This window comes from Paraburkholderia sp. GAS199, assembly GCF_050436585.1.
Taxonomy (GTDB): domain Bacteria; phylum Pseudomonadota; class Gammaproteobacteria; order Burkholderiales; family Burkholderiaceae; genus Paraburkholderia.
The window spans coordinates 1,079,873-1,095,886 of the sequence record NZ_JBNDMM010000001.1 but is presented as its reverse complement, the minus strand read 5'-3'; the positions used below and the strand labels follow the sequence as shown (position 1 = coordinate 1,095,886).

Below are 16,014 nucleotides of genomic sequence, written 5' to 3'. Positions count from 1 at the left end.
ACCGCTAACGCGTGTTAGTTAAAGACGTCAAAAAAAGATGCTGTCAAGCATCTTGGGCACATGAAGCGTCGGCACCGGAGGGACCGTTTTGAGCGTAGGTGATGCGCAAGAAACATTCAAGCGCTGGCTTCTCAAGACACGGACGATCAATAGCTGGCGAGTCGATATCAATTCCCATTTTTAAGCAAATACGTGCGATTCAAAACGACTCACGCGGAGTTTTTTACTACTTATTCTCATCGTGCTGGCGAATTCAACCGGTATTCGGCAACTTGGAACGGCGATCCACTTTTCGATTGAAAAATAGCTAACGCGTGTTAGATTGATCTTGGGGTTGTCCTTCCCGTAGCTAGCAAAGTCATGGGCCAGATTAGTGTGCGCACCACCGCGCAATGATCGTATCAATTCAACAACGGTCGCCGACGCGTCACGTTCAATATTGCATCAGAGGAATATATGACACGACTAGCTTTTGGCGGTCCCGAACTTCCGACGCACTTCGACGGTTTCCATGTCGATCTGAATGCAGAAAGCTCGCGCGCCGATATCGTGTTCGACCGGCCTCCATTCAATACGATGTCGCTCGCACAACATGAACAATTGCAGATCGTGATCGAGGCATTGGACATCGACCCTGCCATTCACGTCATCGTGCTGCGTGGTCTTGGCGAACACTTTTCCTACGGCTTCGAGCGGAGTGATCCAAATCATGGGTCTGCACTAGATTCGTCGAGGCTTGCGTTCGCTCTGGGTGCACCGTCGCGTTGCAGCAAGCCTGTGATTGCCGCAAACCGGGGGTACTGTTTTGGTAGCGCCTTCGAGCTGTCGCTGGCATGTGATTTCCGTATCGTTACGGAGACCACGCTTTACGCGCTGCCAACGCATAAGGCCGGACAGGTTCTCTGCTTCGATAGTGTCGCACGCCTGCACGGCATGATCGGCACCGGCAGAACCAGAGACATGGTTATGAGACCGCGCATCATACAAGGAATAAAGGCCTACGACTGGGGCATTGCAACGGAATTCGCGGTAGATAACGAACTCGAGAATGTCACCGAAGCAGTCGTCCGCGATCTACTCGCATCTTCACCATTGGACCCGCGGACGAGCAAAAAACTGCTGAACGATGTCGAAGACACACCGTTGAGGGCAGATCTCAAGCTGACGAGAAAAAGTTGGGAGCCGATCTCCGCTTAGCACCACATTTCGCGCCGCAGCAATGACTAGTCCGTCCTTTTCGCCACGCAACGCTCGACCGTCGGTTGGAGTTGCGTCAGGCGGCCCATGATGTGACGTGTTGGTAGCGTCGAGCGATGTCGATCTCGAGTCACTGTTCAAGATCGCAAAGACCCAACGGCGCCGTCTCTTCAAACCTGCGCACCTTGCGACCTTTGGGGGACGATGCCGTGGCCCCCAAAGGCTTCTGACGCACTCCATCAGCGTTTGGTCGAGTCCGCTCAATGCGGCCCCCGAGCCGAGGGCGCACGACTTGACGATACATAAGTCGGATGCCGAACTCGCGGTTCCCACTTGAAGCCCCCTGCTCTCGTACTCGGCGACGTCGTTGCGATGATGAACCAGCGGCATTCCCCGCATCGCCCATTCCGGATCGACCTCGCCCCTTCGCAAGCCAAGGCGCAGCGAACCGAGCATCTTCATGTCAATAAAGATTTTCTTTCAATAAAAGACACATTTTCTCATTTGTCCGCAAATGGGAAGAGGTGAAGAATCTCAGCTAAATCGAAGGCAAGCACCTCTGCCGAGTGACGGGGTTTTAGTAGCCCATGCCTGGCGGATTTAATAGTTTTTCTCCCAGCGGGTGCTGGTGTCGATTGCGACCAAAGCTGGATCAGGAAGGTCGCAACCTCCTGCACGGATGTGGGCAGCGGCGTGCGCCGAGTGCCTCATCCGGGCTTTCCCTTCATCAAAACCTGTCGGTCGACAGGCGTTTAAAGAGTTCTCAAGATGAGCAATACATTTCACGGCAAAAAGATGCTGGTCGTCGGTGGCACCAGCGGGATGGGCATGCAATCGGCACGCATGGTGCTCGCCGAAGGCGGCAGTGTAGTAATCGTCGGCCACCGGCCAGACAAGACCGAGGAAGCGCGCAAGGAATTGGCTGCTATCGGTCAGGTTTGGGCGTTGACGGCCGACGTGTCCAGCGACGAGGGACTCGCCGCGCTACTCAAGACCATCGACGACCAACATGCCGACATCGACCTGCTGGTCAATGCGGCAGGCGTGTTCTTCCCCAAGCCTTTCCTGGAACACGTGAGCGCGGACTACGACCAGTACATGAGGCTGAACAAGGCGTTCTTCTTCATCACACAGAAGGTTGCAATCAATTTGATCGCCAACGAACGTTCGGGTGCGATCGTCAATATCGGTTCGATGTGGGCCAAGCAGGCCATCGCAGCAACACCGTCGTCGGCCTACTCGATGGCCAAGGCCGGCTTGCACTCGCTGACCCAGCACCTTGCGATGGAGTTGGCACCAAAGCATATCCGCGTCAATGCGGTGTCACCGGCGGTCGTGCAGACCCCTATCTACGAAGGTTTCATTCCGAAGGCTGAGGTCCACGCTGCACTCCAAGGCTTCAACGGCTTCCACCCAATTGGTCGTGTCGGCACTCCGCAAGACGTTGCCGAAGTCGTCGTTTTTTTGCTCTCCGACAAGGCGGCTTGGGTCACCGGCGCGATCTGGGACGTTGACGGCGGCGTGATGGCCGGCCGCAACTGACGCGAAGCGTGTAGGCGCTCGCGGTGATTTAAACCATCTCGCAAGGAGAAGTGCAAATGGTCTATCTGCAAATCAACAGAAACGACGCCGATGCCAGTTCCGCTGACGCGCGAAGAAGATGTGCAGGTACTTCGTGGCTTCGACTCCAGAGAAAAAGTGGGCGCCTAGCTGCAAATAGAGCCGTGACTTCAAACCATTGCTGATTGCCACATCCGACGGACGTGTTTATCACATCGCGTAAGTCCTGATCGCTGCGCGCAATGCAGGCGCCCGGCACTTAACCCGAATAGGAACCAAAGCCATGATGCAAGACTGGAACACCTACCGTGAGTCTCTCCTGGAACGCGTGGGCGACTACGCCAAGCAGACCCCTGACGTGATGCGCGGCTTGATGACGATCGAGAACGCTGCCGGCAAGACGGGCCATCTCGAACCGAAGATGCATGAACTGATCGCCCTCGCCGTGGCCGTGACAACACGTTGCGATGGCTGCATCGCCGTGCACACGAAAAAGGCCGCTGAGGCAGGTGCCACGTTGGGAGAAATCTCGGAGTCACTCGGCGTCGCTATTGCTTTGAACGCCGGCGCCGCACTGACCTACTCCGCGCGCGTCATCGAGACCTACCAGCAATTGCCCAACGAGTAAGCCGGAGCAGCAGATGCCTGCTGCGGGCGGGCTCTGTTGCTGCCACGTCTGGAAATTCGTCCATGCTTATTAACGCCGATTTTTCGCGCGCCGCCATCGTGGCGTCCCACCAATATCAATGGGTCGCGTCGCCCCAAAGCGGCGTCGAACGCGTGATGCTGGACCGGGTGGGCGCAGAGAAGGCCCGCTCGACCAGCATCGTGCGATACGCCCCCGGCTCCCACTTTCCTCGTCACGTTCACCCCGGCGGCGAGGAAATCCTGGTACTGGCCGGCACGCTTTCCGAAGGGGACGAGCACTACGCGGCAGGCTGGTATCTGCGCAATCCGCCTTATTCAAGCCACCAGCCGTCCAGCCGCGAGGGCGCCATCATCTTCGTCAAACTCCAGCAGATGCGAGCCGACGAGTGTCGTCGAGTGCGCATTAACACTGGCGACCCAGCCGCCTGGCGTCGCCAAAATGGCCGCGAAATCTGCCCGCTATTCTCGGATGACGTCGAACAGGTCTGTCTGCAACGCCTTGCGCAAAACGAAGTGCTGTTTGCCGAGCCTGTGGAAGGCGCTGAACTGCTGGTGCTGGCCGGCGAGGTTCTGGCAGACGACAAATCCTATGAGCGTGGGAGCTGGATGCGTTTGCCCGTAGGCCACTCCCCGAAGATCGCAGCGGGCGCGCATGGTGCCACCGTCTTTCTGAAAACCGGTCACCTGGCCGGCCGGGTGATAGAGGCATAGCCATGCAGACCACACGCATTGCGATCGTTGGTGCAGGATTGAGTGGCCTGTACGCCGCTCATCTGCTGGCGCGCGAAGGCATCCGGGAATATGTGCTGCTGGAAGCGCGAAATACGCTCGGCGGCCGGATCGCGTCCGTCGACGCGTCGGGGCGAGCCACGCCGGACATGGCGAACACTATCGACCGGTTCGACCTCGGCCCGACCTGGTTCTGGCCCGATCAGCAGCGCGAACTGTATCGCCTCGTCGATGAACTGGGACTGGAGCGCTTCACGCAATTCGAGGCGGGCGACACGGTGGTGGAGCGCTCACACAACGAGCCGCCTGTGCGTGTGGGCGGTTATATGAACTCACCCACTTCGGTCCGCCTGATTGGTGGCATGGACGCGCTGATCGATGCTCTGCACCGCACACTGGACCCACAGCAGATCGTTACCGGTCAGGTGGTGCGACGCCTGCGCAGCAAGGAAACGTATGTAGAGTTGGACAGCACGAACGCCGACGGGGTTGTCACAACCTGGCGCGCTGAGCATGTGTTGCTTGCGCTGCCGCCACGCCTTGTCGACGACACCATCGCCTTCGAGCCCGCTTTGCCGCAAGAACTGAGTCAGCAATGGCGCGCGACAGAGACGTGGATGGCGCCGCACGCCAAATACATAGCCATTTACGATACCCCGTTCTGGCGCGAGCAGGGACTTTCTGGCGAGGCCCGTAGTGCATGTGGTCCTCTAGGCGAGATCCACGACGCCTCCATGCCCGGCGGCAGCGCGGCGCTGTTTGGCTTCTTCGGGATTCCGGCGCACGTGCGCAGGAGCGTCTCCGAAGACGTCTTGCGCGCGCACTGCCAAGCGCAGTTTGCACGCCTGTTTGGGCCGCAGGCAGCGACGCCCCGTGCCGACGTCATTAAAGACTGGGCGCAAGACCCTTATACGGCCACTGCCGCCGATCTGGAAGCGGCGGGCCACCACGCTGAAGCACCGTCCAGCACGGCCACATCCGGTCCCTGGCGCGGACGCTTGACCGGCATCGCCAGCGAATGGTCATTGCAATTTCCAGAGTATGTCGCAGGCGCTGTTGACGCCGCGCGCGAGGCAGTCCAGGCATTACCTATTTTTCCCACTCGTGCCGATGTTCGTTCGCCAAGTCCTGTTTCGTTGAGACGGTGACATCACGCGATAATTAGGAACCCGTATAAGTTTGCGTCGAAACTACGCTTCTTTTTTCAAAATGAGAGTACTTGATCGATCTTGCCCACAACGTTTTGCTCACGAGCAAGGTCGGCAACGAGTTCGCTCAAAGCAGTTCGCTGTTGCCGCTCCCGTTTGGCAGGCGTTTAGCAAGACCGTCGAGTGGAAGCCCGGATCAGTCGTGCGTCCAATGACGAACCTGATTCATGAATGAACGACTGACCGCAATTTAGCGCGACTGCGCACGAGCAATATGATCCCGTAGCCACCAACGCTTTTGAGCGAGGTTCAGCATGAAGCGAGGGCAACTCGATGAACTTTTGGCGTTCGCGACCATCGCGCGTGCGCGCAGTTTCACGCGTGCGGCCGCCGAGCTCAGCCTATCCCCGTCCGCATTAAGTCATACCCTGAGAAGCCTCGAGATGCGCTTGGGCGTACGGCTACTCGCGCGGACCACACGAAGCGTCGCCCCCACGCCAGCCGGCGAGCGGTTGCTGCGTTCAGTCGAATCCGCACTGGAAGAAGTCGAGGCCGGCATTGGCGCCATCAATGAACGGCAAGGCACACCGTCAGGGCTTGTCAGAATCACGACCTGCCAATTTGCCGCGCTCGCCGTGCTGACGCCGGCTTTACCGGGATTTCTTTTAGACAACCCGAAAATTTCCGTCGAAATCACCGTGGATAGCCGACTGGTGGATCTTGTTCAGGGTGGTTTCGATGCGGGGATCAGGTGGGGCCAGCATCTCGATCAGGATATGGTCGCTGTCCGCGTAGGTCCTGACACACGCATGATCGTTGTCGCTGCGCCAGCTTATCTGGAACGGCGCTCTTGCCCGCGTTCGCCGGCCGATTTGAGGAGCCACAACTGCATCAGCTATCGCCTCCTCACCCGAGGCGGGACTTTTCCATGGACACTTGAACGCGATGGAAAAGCATTCCGCGCCCAGACGGAAGGTCAACTCATCGTTGATGATCCAGAAGTCGCGGTGAATTTAATTGTAGCGGGCGCCGGACTTGGAATGGTGCTTGAGCCAAAAGCCTCGCCGCACATGAAAACAGGCCGACTTGTTCAAGTCCTGGACGACTGGTCGGTGCCTTTTGAAGGGCCGCACCTCTACTATCCAAGCAGGCATGTGACGCCTGCATTGCGGGCGCTGATAGACGTGTTGAAGTGGGAGTCGTGCGTCCCGGCGTCGGCGTAATCTGAAATCACCAGCCCTCGGAAACGTCGTTAAAAACGATTGTCTGCATTTGTACTGGGGGCGTCGACCGTTTCCTTCCAGTCCATAGCTGCTGCACCACCATCCCCGATTGAAGTCGAATAACGTACCGGCCCGAGCCTTCGCGCCCCGCCCGATCCGGATTTTTATTTGACATACCTACAGGTCAAATTGTAGTATCGCCAAAATTGACGTGTGCAACCCGCGCATTTGTCACGGCCGATACGCCCTGAACCTTGGAGATTATGTAATGCCATTCGTGACCTTTACCGTCCGACGCGGATTCGACCGCGCCGACAAGTCCCAGTTGTCGGCGGCGATGATAGAAGCCCAGGTGGCCGCCGGTTTTCAGCGAGACGATCTGTTTCATCGTTTTCTCGACGTCGACCCTGAAGATCTGCTGGCGGATCCCCGCTATCCCAACTACACAGCCGACAGAACCGACCGGTTCGTTGTCGTCGAGGTGGTCATTTCGAAAGGGAGGCCGAAAGGCACGGCCGCCGTCATCGCGGATGAAGCGATCAGGCAGTTCGGCGAGCGCCTGCAGTTAGCGCCTCAGGATGTCCTGTTTATCTTCCAGGAAGTGGACCCGGAACTCCCGCGTTTTCCAGCTGAAACGCACAGCCCGAAGGCGACGGCCGATGCCTAAGCCATCCAAACGCGACCAGCTCATAGAAGCGACGAAAGCATTGCTTTGGGAAGTCGGCTACGAGGCCATGTCGCCTCGCGACATTCAGGCTCGGAGCGCCGCCAGGCCCGGTAGCCTCTATCACCATTTCCCGTCGAAGCTCGCGATCGCGGAGGCCGCGCTGGCAGAAGCGGCGGAGGAGGAAATCGCACGTCTCGATGAAATTTTTGCGGCCGATACCCCACCGCTGGAGGCCGTTCGCCACTACCTGCTCGTCAAAAGAGAGGCGTTCCGCGGCTGCCGGCTTGGCCGGTTGGTTCATGAGGCCTCAATCGAACATGAGGAACTTCGCAGACCGATCGCCGCTTACTTCGATGCTGTGCGCAATCACATTGCGCGATCGCTTGCGCAAGCCCAATCCGAAGGAGCGTTCCGAGCGGACCTCGATCCCGAGACATTGGCTGTTTCGCTGACTGCGCTGATTCAGGGAGGGTATGTCCTCGCTCGAACGTTCAACGACGAAGCACTTATGCGCCGGGCCGCTGATGGAGCTTTGGCCCTGCTTCCGGAACTGTCTCCATCGAAATGAAATGGTGGGGTGAACATTTCCGCCGCTTCGTTTAAACCATTGTCCACGAAGCCCTCCTCTTAAACGGCCACGTTGCGCTGCGAACTCGTGCTGATGTAGCCGGCCTCGGCTGCGGTTGAGTCTGCAGCCGAACCGGCGTCAGTGATGAATGTCGATTTGCCACCCGACAAGTTGCCTCCTGCCTTACCTTGCGGCTCTTTCAGAACATGCATCTGAACTCGATCCTTCAAGTTAGCGGAACTGGTTGCCGATTGAAAAAGCGCGGAACAGTGCTTGCTTGTTAAAGCGGATCAACAAGGCTGCTGGGGCATTTCCGGAGCAAGCGACACCGACTGACGGATTGCGCCGAAGCTGGCAACGCCATTTCCTTCGAGGAGTTCTTCATGTCAGAAACTGTCGGCGACTTCATCATCGAGCGACTTCACGCGTGGGGCGTACGTCGCATCTATGGCTACCCCGGTGATGGTATTAACGGCGTATTTGGTGCCCTGAACCGCGCACAGTCGGCGGCGAAGAAACGCGGTAAAGAAGACCACACGGCGATTGAGTTCGTGCAGGTCCGACATGAAGAAATGGCAGCCTTCATGGCATCCGCGCACGCCAAGTTCACCGGGGAGCTTGGTGTGTGTATCGCCACCTCGGGGCCCGGCGCTTCGCATCTCATCACCGGTTTGTATGACGCACGGATGGACCACATGCCGGTGCTTGCCATCGCGGGCCAACAGGCGCGTGCATCGCTTGGTGGGCATTACCAGCAGGAACTCGATCTCGTGTCGATGTTCAAGGACGTTGCCGGCGCATTCGTCGAACAGGCCTCGGTGCCGGCACAAGTGCGCCATCTCGTCGACCGGGCAATCCGCACGTCGTTAGCCGAGCGCAAGGTCACGGCCATCATCCTGCCGAACGATCTACAGGATTTGCCTTACGAAGCCCCCGGACGCAAGCACGGCACGCTCCATTCGGGGATCGGTTACCGTGCGCCGCGGGTTGTGCCCTTCCCCGACGATCTGCAAAAGGCTGCCGACGTCCTCAATGCGGGTAAGAAAGTCGCGATCCTCGTCGGCGCTGGCGCGTTGCACGCAACCGACGAAGTTATCGCCGTCGCGGAAAAACTCGGCGCGGGTGTCGCAAAGGCATTGCTCGGCAAAGCCGCATTGCCCGACGATCTGCCGTGGGTGACGGGCTCGATCGGATTACTCGGGACCAAGCCGAGTTACGACCTCATGATGGAATGCGACACGCTGCTGATGATCGGCTCTGGCTTCCCTTACGCCGAATTCCTGCCGAAAGAAGGTGCGGCGCGGGGCGTCCAGATCGACATGAAGGCCGACATGTTAAGCCTGCGATATCCGATGGAGGTCAACCTCGTCGGCGATAGTGCCGAAACGCTGCGCGCATTGTTGCCGCTTCTCGATGGAAAGAAAGATCGCGCATGGCGCAAGAAGATAGAGGGCTGGACCGAGGACTGGTGGAAGACGCTCGAGAAACGCGCGCATGAACCCGGCAAGGACGCCGTCAATCCGCAGCGCACGGTCTGGGAATTATCAAAGCGCATTCCGGCAAACTCGATCGTGACAAGCGACTCGGGGTCCTGCGCGAACTGGTTTGCACGTGACCTCCAGGTTCAACGCGGCATGATGTGTTCACTATCGGGTGGACTCGCGTCGATGGGTGCCGCGGTACCTTACGCGATTGCCGCCAAGTTTGCGTTTCCCGAGCGTCCGGTGATTGGTCTGGTGGGCGATGGCGCGATGCAAATGAACAATATGGCTGAGCTCATCACCGTCTCCAAGTACTGGAAGAACTGGGCCGATCCACGTTGGATCTGCATGGTTCTGAATAACGGCGATCTGAATCAGGTGACCTGGGAGCAGCGCGCGATGGAAGGCGATCCGAAGTTCGAAGCGTCGCAGGACATTCCTTCCGTGCCGTACCACAAGTTTGCCGAGCTGATCGGCTTGAAAGGCATCTACGTCGAGAACGACGAAGAGATGGGCGCCGCCTGGGATGAAGCACTTGCTTCGGATCGACCGGTCGTGATCGAGGTGAAGGCCGACCCGAACATCGCCCCACTGCCCCCACACATCACGCTGGCGCAGGCCAAAGCGTTTGCATCGACATTGCTGAAGGGCGATCCGGATGAAGACAATGTAATCGTTGAAACGGCCAAACAGATGCTCGGCGCGGTCCTTCCGGGGCATCGCGATAAATAGACAGTTGGGGCGACGGATCGCGCCCTAACCGTCGGCGCATCTCGATCGCTTTGACCGAATTGTGGGCGGCTGCCGAGGTTCGTTGAACCTGACTATCGGCTGACTGCCTGACAGGCAGTCACAAGCGCGTCAGTCGTAGTGCGTGGTCAGTTCTAGCGACCGTTAAATGAGTCTGATCCGAATTGCGCGGACCACGACCTATAAAAATAACAACGCGGCACGCCCTAACTAGCCGGCTGGCACGGCGCATGCGCAAGGTTCGGGGCAATTCAACTCATGGAGAATGACAATGAAGCTAAGGACACATCTTGTCGCGATTGCCGCTCTTGCTGCGATGCCGCTTGCTGCGCTCGCCCAGTCGAATATGCCGCAGCAAAACGATTCGTTGAGCCGCGCGCAGGTCAAAAGCGATCAGCGTAACGTCGAACAGGCGGGTTATAACAATTCCGTCGGAGACCAGACGTCATACCCGCGAGAGGCACAAGCCGCAGAGGCTCGCGTTGGCTCGCAGCAGGTTCGGCAGACTGAGAATGGGGATTACGGCGGCGTAGCAACCGATACGTCCTCGTCAGGTATTTCGAGATCCTCGCCGTCACGCGCCCATAACGGCGATGCATCTGGTGCCAAGTCGGTTTATTTTGGACAGTAGTCGTTGTCGAGCGAGTGAGCGGTGGCTTTAAAAACTCCGCTGCTCACTCGCCGTGATGCTAATTCATTCCATCGCATCAGACATGGCATTCAGATAGTGCTAACGAGGCAGCACATCGATGTGCCTCGCCTGCAAAACCATATTCGTTCAAAGGCCAGCAGGCCATTATCGTTCGTCCTCCCGCATCTGCATGTCGTCAAACGCAGTGATCCAAGGATCGCTGCCCGCCAGGAATATCCCTTGCTCAAACCAAGTACGCCCCCGGGGTCAGCGCCCCGCTCCACACAATTTCAAGGAAGACACGCGATGAGCAATGCAGATAACCAGTTTTCAATGCGCGATCCCCGTACTCAGTATCCGCAGCCGGACTTCGAAAAGCAGCCACAGTCGGCGCCGGGCCTCGCGAAGGACATGACGCCGCCGCCGGATCACGGTGAGTCGAGCTACAAGGGTTTTGGACGTTTAGCTGGTCGACGCGCGTTGATTACGGGCGCCGACAGCGGGATTGGTCGCGCGGTTGCGATCGCCTTCGCCCGTGAAGGCGCGGATGTCGCGCTGAATTATCTGGAGAGCGAAGAAGCCGACGCCCGCCAGGTCGTCAAGCTTATCGAGGACGCCGGTCGCAAAGCCGTGGCGCTGCCGGGCGACATCGGCGATGAAGCGTTTTGCAAGCAACTCGTTAGCGAGTCCGTGAAAAAGCTCGGCGGTCTGGACATTCTCGTTAATGTCGCAGGCAAGCAGACTTACGTCGAAGAGATCGCCGATCTGACGACAGAGCAGCTCGAAGCGACCTTCCGTACCAACGTATTCGCGATGTTCTGGTTGTGCAAGGCCGCCCTTCCCCACCTGCCTCCCGGCGCGACCATCATCAACACCACGTCGATCCAGAGCTATCAGCCGAGTCCCGGGCTGCTCGACTATGCCTCCACCAAAGCCGCGATCACTGCGTTCACCCATGCCTTCGCGAAACAGGTTATCAGCAAGGGCATTCGTGTGAATGCGGTCGCGCCTGGACCTGTCTGGACGCCGCTTCAGCCGAGCGGCGGTCAGCCGCAGGACAAAGTCGAGAAGTTTGGTTCTGAAGCACCGATGAAACGCCCCGGTCAACCGGCGGAACTGGCGCCCATATATGTCCTGCTGGCTTCGCAGGAATCGAGCTTCGTCACCGGCGAAGTGTATGGCGTGACGGGCGGTAACCACCTGCCTTGACCGCAGCCGTGCGGTGGAAAGCGCAGCGTGGCTTGAGTCGAATGGATGATGGACACAGCAGCGCTACGGTCGTCCGATGCGACCTTAGCGCAGCTATCTTTTCCTGCCTAACGGAAGCTCGTTACCGCATCCGACAAGCAGGTGCATTAAAGCCAGGATATCGGGCGCAATCAGCAATGCACCGTGCTCAGCAGGTGCCGTCGCCTCGCGTTATCGGACAGTGCGGCGCAGGACGACTCAGACGGCCTCCGACGAAACTTCGCGGAGTGCCGTGACCTTGCCGGTTGGCCAATAAGCAAGCACCCCATCTGCACGGAGCGATTTCTATGACTGCCAAAATCATTGAAAGCAGCACCGATTCCTCAAGCGAACACAGCGAGAGCGACTCACCCACTGTGGCACGAAGCCGACGCGGCTTTCTGCAACAAACTGGTTCCGGCGTCGCTGCTGTTTTCATGGCTGGAGCCGGCGGCACGGCATGGGCCGCAGCCTCAACGCCCGGCACGCCGAACAGCGTCAAACTGCCCTTGATTCAGGACACGACCACCGAGCAGGCTGAAAACACGCCCGATCCTAACGCTGAACCGGATCGGCGTGTCGGCTATGCGATTGTCGGCCTCGGACGTCTCACCTTGAACCAGATCCTGCCCGCATTGTCGGCCTGTAAATACTCGAAAGTGGTGGCACTGGTTAGCGGCGACGCAGAAAAGGCAAGGAAGATCGCGCGTCAGTATGGTGTGCGCCAGACGGCCATCTACGATTACTCGTCCTTCGAGAAACTCGCCGACAATCCCGAGGTGCAGGTCATATATATCGTGCTTCCCAATGGAATGCATGCCGAATACACAATGCGCGCGGCGTCCATCGGCAAACACGTTCTGTGCGAAAAACCCATGGCGATCAGCAGCGCCGAATGCCAGAAGATGATCGACGCATGCAAGCGCGCGCGACGCCTGTTGATGATCGCCTACCGCAGTCAGTATGAGCCAATGGATCGAATGATTGCGAAGTGGGTCCGGGAGAATCAGCTTGGCAACTTGCACGAATTTATCGCGGGCAACTCGCAGAACGCGGGCGACCCCACGCAGTGGCGTCTAAAACGGGCTCTCGCGGGCGGCGGACCGATGCCCGACGTTGGCATCTACTGCCTGAATGCAGCACGCTTTCTCAGTGGCGAAGAGCCGTTCGAAGTCACAGCGATGACAGTGCAGCCGAAGGATGATCCGCGTTTCACGGAAGTCGAACAGTCCGTGCAGTTCGTTCTGCGTTTTCCCAGCGGCTTTACGGCTACTTGTATGTCGAGTTATGCGAGTCACGAATCGCGCTTTTTCCGTCTGCAGGGCGCACATGGCTGGGCCGAAATGAATCCGGCTTTCGGCTACAACGGATTGCAGTTGCGCAGGGGCGAATTGTTCGACGGAAAAAACGCCGTGACGCAAATCAAGATCGACCCGGTGAATCAGTTCGCCAGAGAGATCGACCACATGTCGCTTTGCGTCGTGCGCGGACAGACGCCTCACACGCCTGGCGAAGAGGGTCTGCAGGATCAGCGGATTGTAGAAGCGATCTATGAATCGGCGCGCACGGGACGTACCGTCAGGATTGCAGCGCCCGCAGGTCCAACACGTGGGCCGGAGCCGGACGAAGAAGAATTCTGAACGGGTTACGGGTCAATCATCAGGGCCCGGCAAATCGTCGGCGGCGCCGCTATTCAGCGAAGGCAGGGCCTACTTCGATTGCTTGCGTGGCGTAAAACTCGGACCGCACCACCACGGCGGTCTTAGCCACCTTTCTTCGAGTCGCCGCCTATCGCCGCTGGAACTGGGCCAACCGGAATGCTCGCGGTAAAGCACGTTCCGTTCACTGTGTCCGAACAGGCTTCCAATGTCCCGCGATGAGCCAGAACGATCTGTTTGCAGATATAAAGCCCCAAACCCAGGCCGCCACCCGGCAGACTCGAAGGCGGTCGCCAGTATGGCTCGAACACCTTGGGTAATACGTGCGAGGGTATCGGCTCGCCATCATTGGCGACGGTCAAAACTAGCCAGCCATCCTCAATAGCAACGCGAACGCGCACAGGGGCGTGAGTCGCGCCGTAGGTCAACGCGTTCCCAAGCAGATTGGAAAGCAGTTGCTGCATGCGAGGGACATCACATTCAACCGATCGATCAATGGCAAGATCGATTTCTATGTCGCGGGACGGATTCGCAACACGCAACTCGTCGATCACGCCGCGCAAAGGCGTTGCGAGATCATCGACCTTCTGGATCGAAGCCATAATGCCGGTACCGAGTCTGCCACGCGCAAAGTCCATCACGTCGTCGATGAGCCGCGTCATGCGGTGAACTGTACGCTTGAGCCGCTGGCCCGCTCCGACGAGATCCGGATCAGCGGGACGGCGAATCAGCAGTTCCGCAGTCGCGGCGACTGCAGACAACGGATTACGCAGATCGTGGCCCAGCACAGCGATGAACTGTTCCCGAAGATTTGCGGTGGACCGCTCGTCTTTCAACAGCGCCTCGGTGCTCCATTGGCGCTGTTCGCTATCCAGTTGCATGGCGATCAGATTGGCGAACACCTCGAACATGCGCACGACTCGTGGCTCGGAAACTTTAGCTGGACGCGGATCGATCGCACACAGATTGCCGAAATATTCTCCGCTCGGCGTGACGATAGGAACGGAAATATAGCTTTCAAGCTTGTAGATAGCCGGGGTGTGGTGACTCTTGTAGGTCAGATCGGTACTGAAATGATCGACTATGATCGGCGCGTTCATGGCTCTTGACTCGAAGCACAGCGTGGTTTGAAGCTCGAGTTGCCCACCGGCCTTTAAACCGAAGCCAATATTGTCGTGGACCGTGCACGCGGTCCAGGTCGTGTCCGTGACCCGCGCGACCGCAGCGAAACCCATACCGGTCTCGTCGCAAATCATGCGCAGCATGGACGGAACCGCATCAATGCGAGCGATCGCGCCAAGGTCGCGTGCCAGCGCTTCCGAAGAGTCTTCCGAAAACCGTCCTTTTTCCATTTTCTCGTCAGCGTACGGGAGTACGCGGAACTCCATGATGGGCTTCGATGAATCGGCATCGCGCAATGCGGCGCGAACTTTGATACGCACGATTGCGCATCTATCCTTTTGACTCGAACAATCGTACCAAATAGCGGGAGTCTTACGGCTACTATCGCAGGACGCTGCATCTACTGCCTGCTGTAGCAAGTTGCGAACCCCTAACTTTGCCATGCGTCGCCTTTGATAGACGACGTCGGGTAGCTATCTCCACCGGCGTCAGCGCAAGAGGAACGGACGAACTAAGGCGCCATCAAAAGCATCACCATTTTGATGCTGCAAAGCGTCATGAAGTCCGCGCCTTGACGACCTTCATTAATTTCGCTCTGGCGCAAAATATGCTGATGCCGATAGGTAAGACGCCGAGTATCGACGCTGCAACTCGCAAGCCCGATGACCGGCCAAGCTTAGGTAGTAATGGATTTTCTTCGACGTCGCATTACATGCTATGCAGGCGAAGGCGCGCTACAGCAACCTCCCGGCACAACGAAATTTCCATTCCTTACAGGAAGGGTTTGATGAAAGCCGTCGCCATCAAAGACATACGCCCGACTCAGCTTACACACGGCCTTCGCGAGATACGTCGCAAGACCCAGTTCTACAAATCGCTGTCTGGACAGGACCTGAAAATGGCCATCGCCGAGAAGCCGGTTCCGCTCGTGCTTGGACCGGACGAACAGCCGTTTGCGATCGACCATCACCATGTCGCAACTGCCTTGCGGCGCGCAGGAATTGACACGATGCCGGCCGTTCTCGTGGCCGATCTATCGCGGTTGTCGTATCAGGACTTCTGGCTTTTGATGGACAACAACCGCTGGACTTACCCGTATAACTCAGCGGGGCAGAGGAAAAGCTTTGCGGATATACCCGAACATGTTTGGGATCTCGAGGACGATGTATTTCGCAGCCTCGCCGCATCAGTGCGAGACGCCGGCGGCTATGAGAAAACCACCGTGCCGCTCGAAGAGTTCAGGTGGGCGGACTTCTTTCGTACGTGTTTGCCCAACCCTGAAACCGAAGACGAATTCCTCGCCGTTCAGCGAAAGGCAATCGAACTGGCGAAAAGTAAAGCTGCGGCAGGGCTGCCGGGATTTCTTGGGAAAGTGCCGGGCTAGTGCCCTCCGCCGACACACCCA

Annotated in this window: 14 protein-coding genes; 13 read left to right on the top strand and 1 reads right to left on the bottom strand. The window is 58.1% G+C overall.

The window, feature by feature from the left end:
- The first annotated feature begins 456 nt into the window (after nt 1–456).
- The 12 genes from P3T18_RS04760 (at nt 457) to P3T18_RS04705 (ending at nt 13,469) form a co-directional block, all read left to right on the top strand.
- Nucleotides 457–1,197 (top strand): enoyl-CoA hydratase/isomerase family protein, encoded by a 741-nt coding sequence (locus P3T18_RS04760; RefSeq protein WP_429298750.1) that lies wholly within the window; start codon nt 457–459, stop codon nt 1,195–1,197.
- A 768-nt stretch (nt 1,198–1,965) separates the two neighbouring features.
- Nucleotides 1,966–2,739: an SDR family NAD(P)-dependent oxidoreductase gene (locus tag P3T18_RS04755; RefSeq protein ID WP_429298749.1), complete on the top strand. Its 774-nt coding sequence runs from the start codon at nt 1,966–1,968 to the stop codon at nt 2,737–2,739.
- Between the two features lie 301 nt (nt 2,740–3,040).
- Nucleotides 3,041–3,385, top strand: coding sequence for a carboxymuconolactone decarboxylase family protein (locus tag P3T18_RS04750; RefSeq protein ID WP_429298748.1), 345 nt, complete (start codon nt 3,041–3,043; stop codon nt 3,383–3,385).
- A 62-nt stretch (nt 3,386–3,447) separates the two neighbouring features.
- A complete protein-coding gene (locus tag P3T18_RS04745) occupies nt 3,448–4,116 on the top strand; it encodes a cupin domain-containing protein (protein WP_429298747.1) in 669 nt (222 codons plus the stop codon).
- Nucleotides 4,117–4,118: 2 nt separating this feature from the next.
- Nucleotides 4,119–5,282, top strand: coding sequence for a flavin monoamine oxidase family protein (locus tag P3T18_RS04740; RefSeq protein ID WP_429298746.1), 1,164 nt, complete (start codon nt 4,119–4,121; stop codon nt 5,280–5,282).
- A gap of 314 nt (nt 5,283–5,596) precedes the next feature.
- A complete protein-coding gene (locus P3T18_RS04735; RefSeq protein ID WP_429298745.1) occupies nt 5,597–6,505 on the top strand; it encodes a LysR family transcriptional regulator in 909 nt (302 codons plus the stop codon).
- 268 nt (nt 6,506–6,773) lie between these two features.
- The gene (locus P3T18_RS04730) at nt 6,774–7,172 is read left to right on the top strand and encodes a tautomerase family protein (RefSeq protein WP_429298744.1); all 399 of its coding nucleotides are present in this window, start codon (nt 6,774–6,776) and stop codon (nt 7,170–7,172) included.
- Complete coding sequence (locus P3T18_RS04725) at nt 7,165–7,740, top strand: TetR/AcrR family transcriptional regulator (RefSeq protein ID WP_429298743.1); 576 nt, start codon at nt 7,165–7,167, stop codon at nt 7,738–7,740. Before P3T18_RS04730 ends, P3T18_RS04725 begins: the two co-directional genes overlap by 8 nt.
- Before the next feature lie 383 nt (nt 7,741–8,123).
- The gene (locus P3T18_RS04720; protein ID WP_429298742.1) at nt 8,124–9,953 is read left to right on the top strand and encodes a thiamine pyrophosphate-requiring protein; all 1,830 of its coding nucleotides are present in this window, start codon (nt 8,124–8,126) and stop codon (nt 9,951–9,953) included.
- Between the two features lie 289 nt (nt 9,954–10,242).
- A complete protein-coding gene (locus tag P3T18_RS04715) occupies nt 10,243–10,602 on the top strand; it encodes a DUF4148 domain-containing protein (protein WP_429298741.1) in 360 nt (119 codons plus the stop codon).
- A 306-nt stretch (nt 10,603–10,908) separates the two neighbouring features.
- Entirely contained in the window at nt 10,909–11,811 is a 903-nt protein-coding gene (locus P3T18_RS04710; RefSeq protein WP_429299041.1) for an SDR family oxidoreductase, read from the top strand.
- 284 nt (nt 11,812–12,095) lie between these two features.
- Nucleotides 12,096–13,469 carry a Gfo/Idh/MocA family protein gene (locus P3T18_RS04705; RefSeq protein ID WP_429298740.1) on the top strand — a complete coding sequence of 458 codons (1,374 nt, stop codon included), beginning with the start codon at nt 12,096–12,098 and terminating at the stop codon, nt 13,467–13,469.
- A 122-nt stretch (nt 13,470–13,591) separates the two neighbouring features.
- Here P3T18_RS04705 and P3T18_RS04700 read toward each other — a convergent pair whose 3' ends face one another.
- Entirely contained in the window at nt 13,592–14,929 is a 1,338-nt protein-coding gene (locus P3T18_RS04700) for a sensor histidine kinase (protein ID WP_429298739.1), read from the bottom strand.
- 251 nt (nt 14,930–15,180) lie between these two features.
- Here P3T18_RS04700 and P3T18_RS04695 point away from each other — a divergent pair, with 251 nt between their 5' ends.
- Nucleotides 15,181–15,993 carry a ParB-like protein gene (locus P3T18_RS04695; protein ID WP_429298738.1) on the top strand — a complete coding sequence of 271 codons (813 nt, stop codon included), beginning with the start codon at nt 15,181–15,183 and terminating at the stop codon, nt 15,991–15,993.
- Nucleotides 15,994–16,014: the final 21 nt, after the last annotated feature.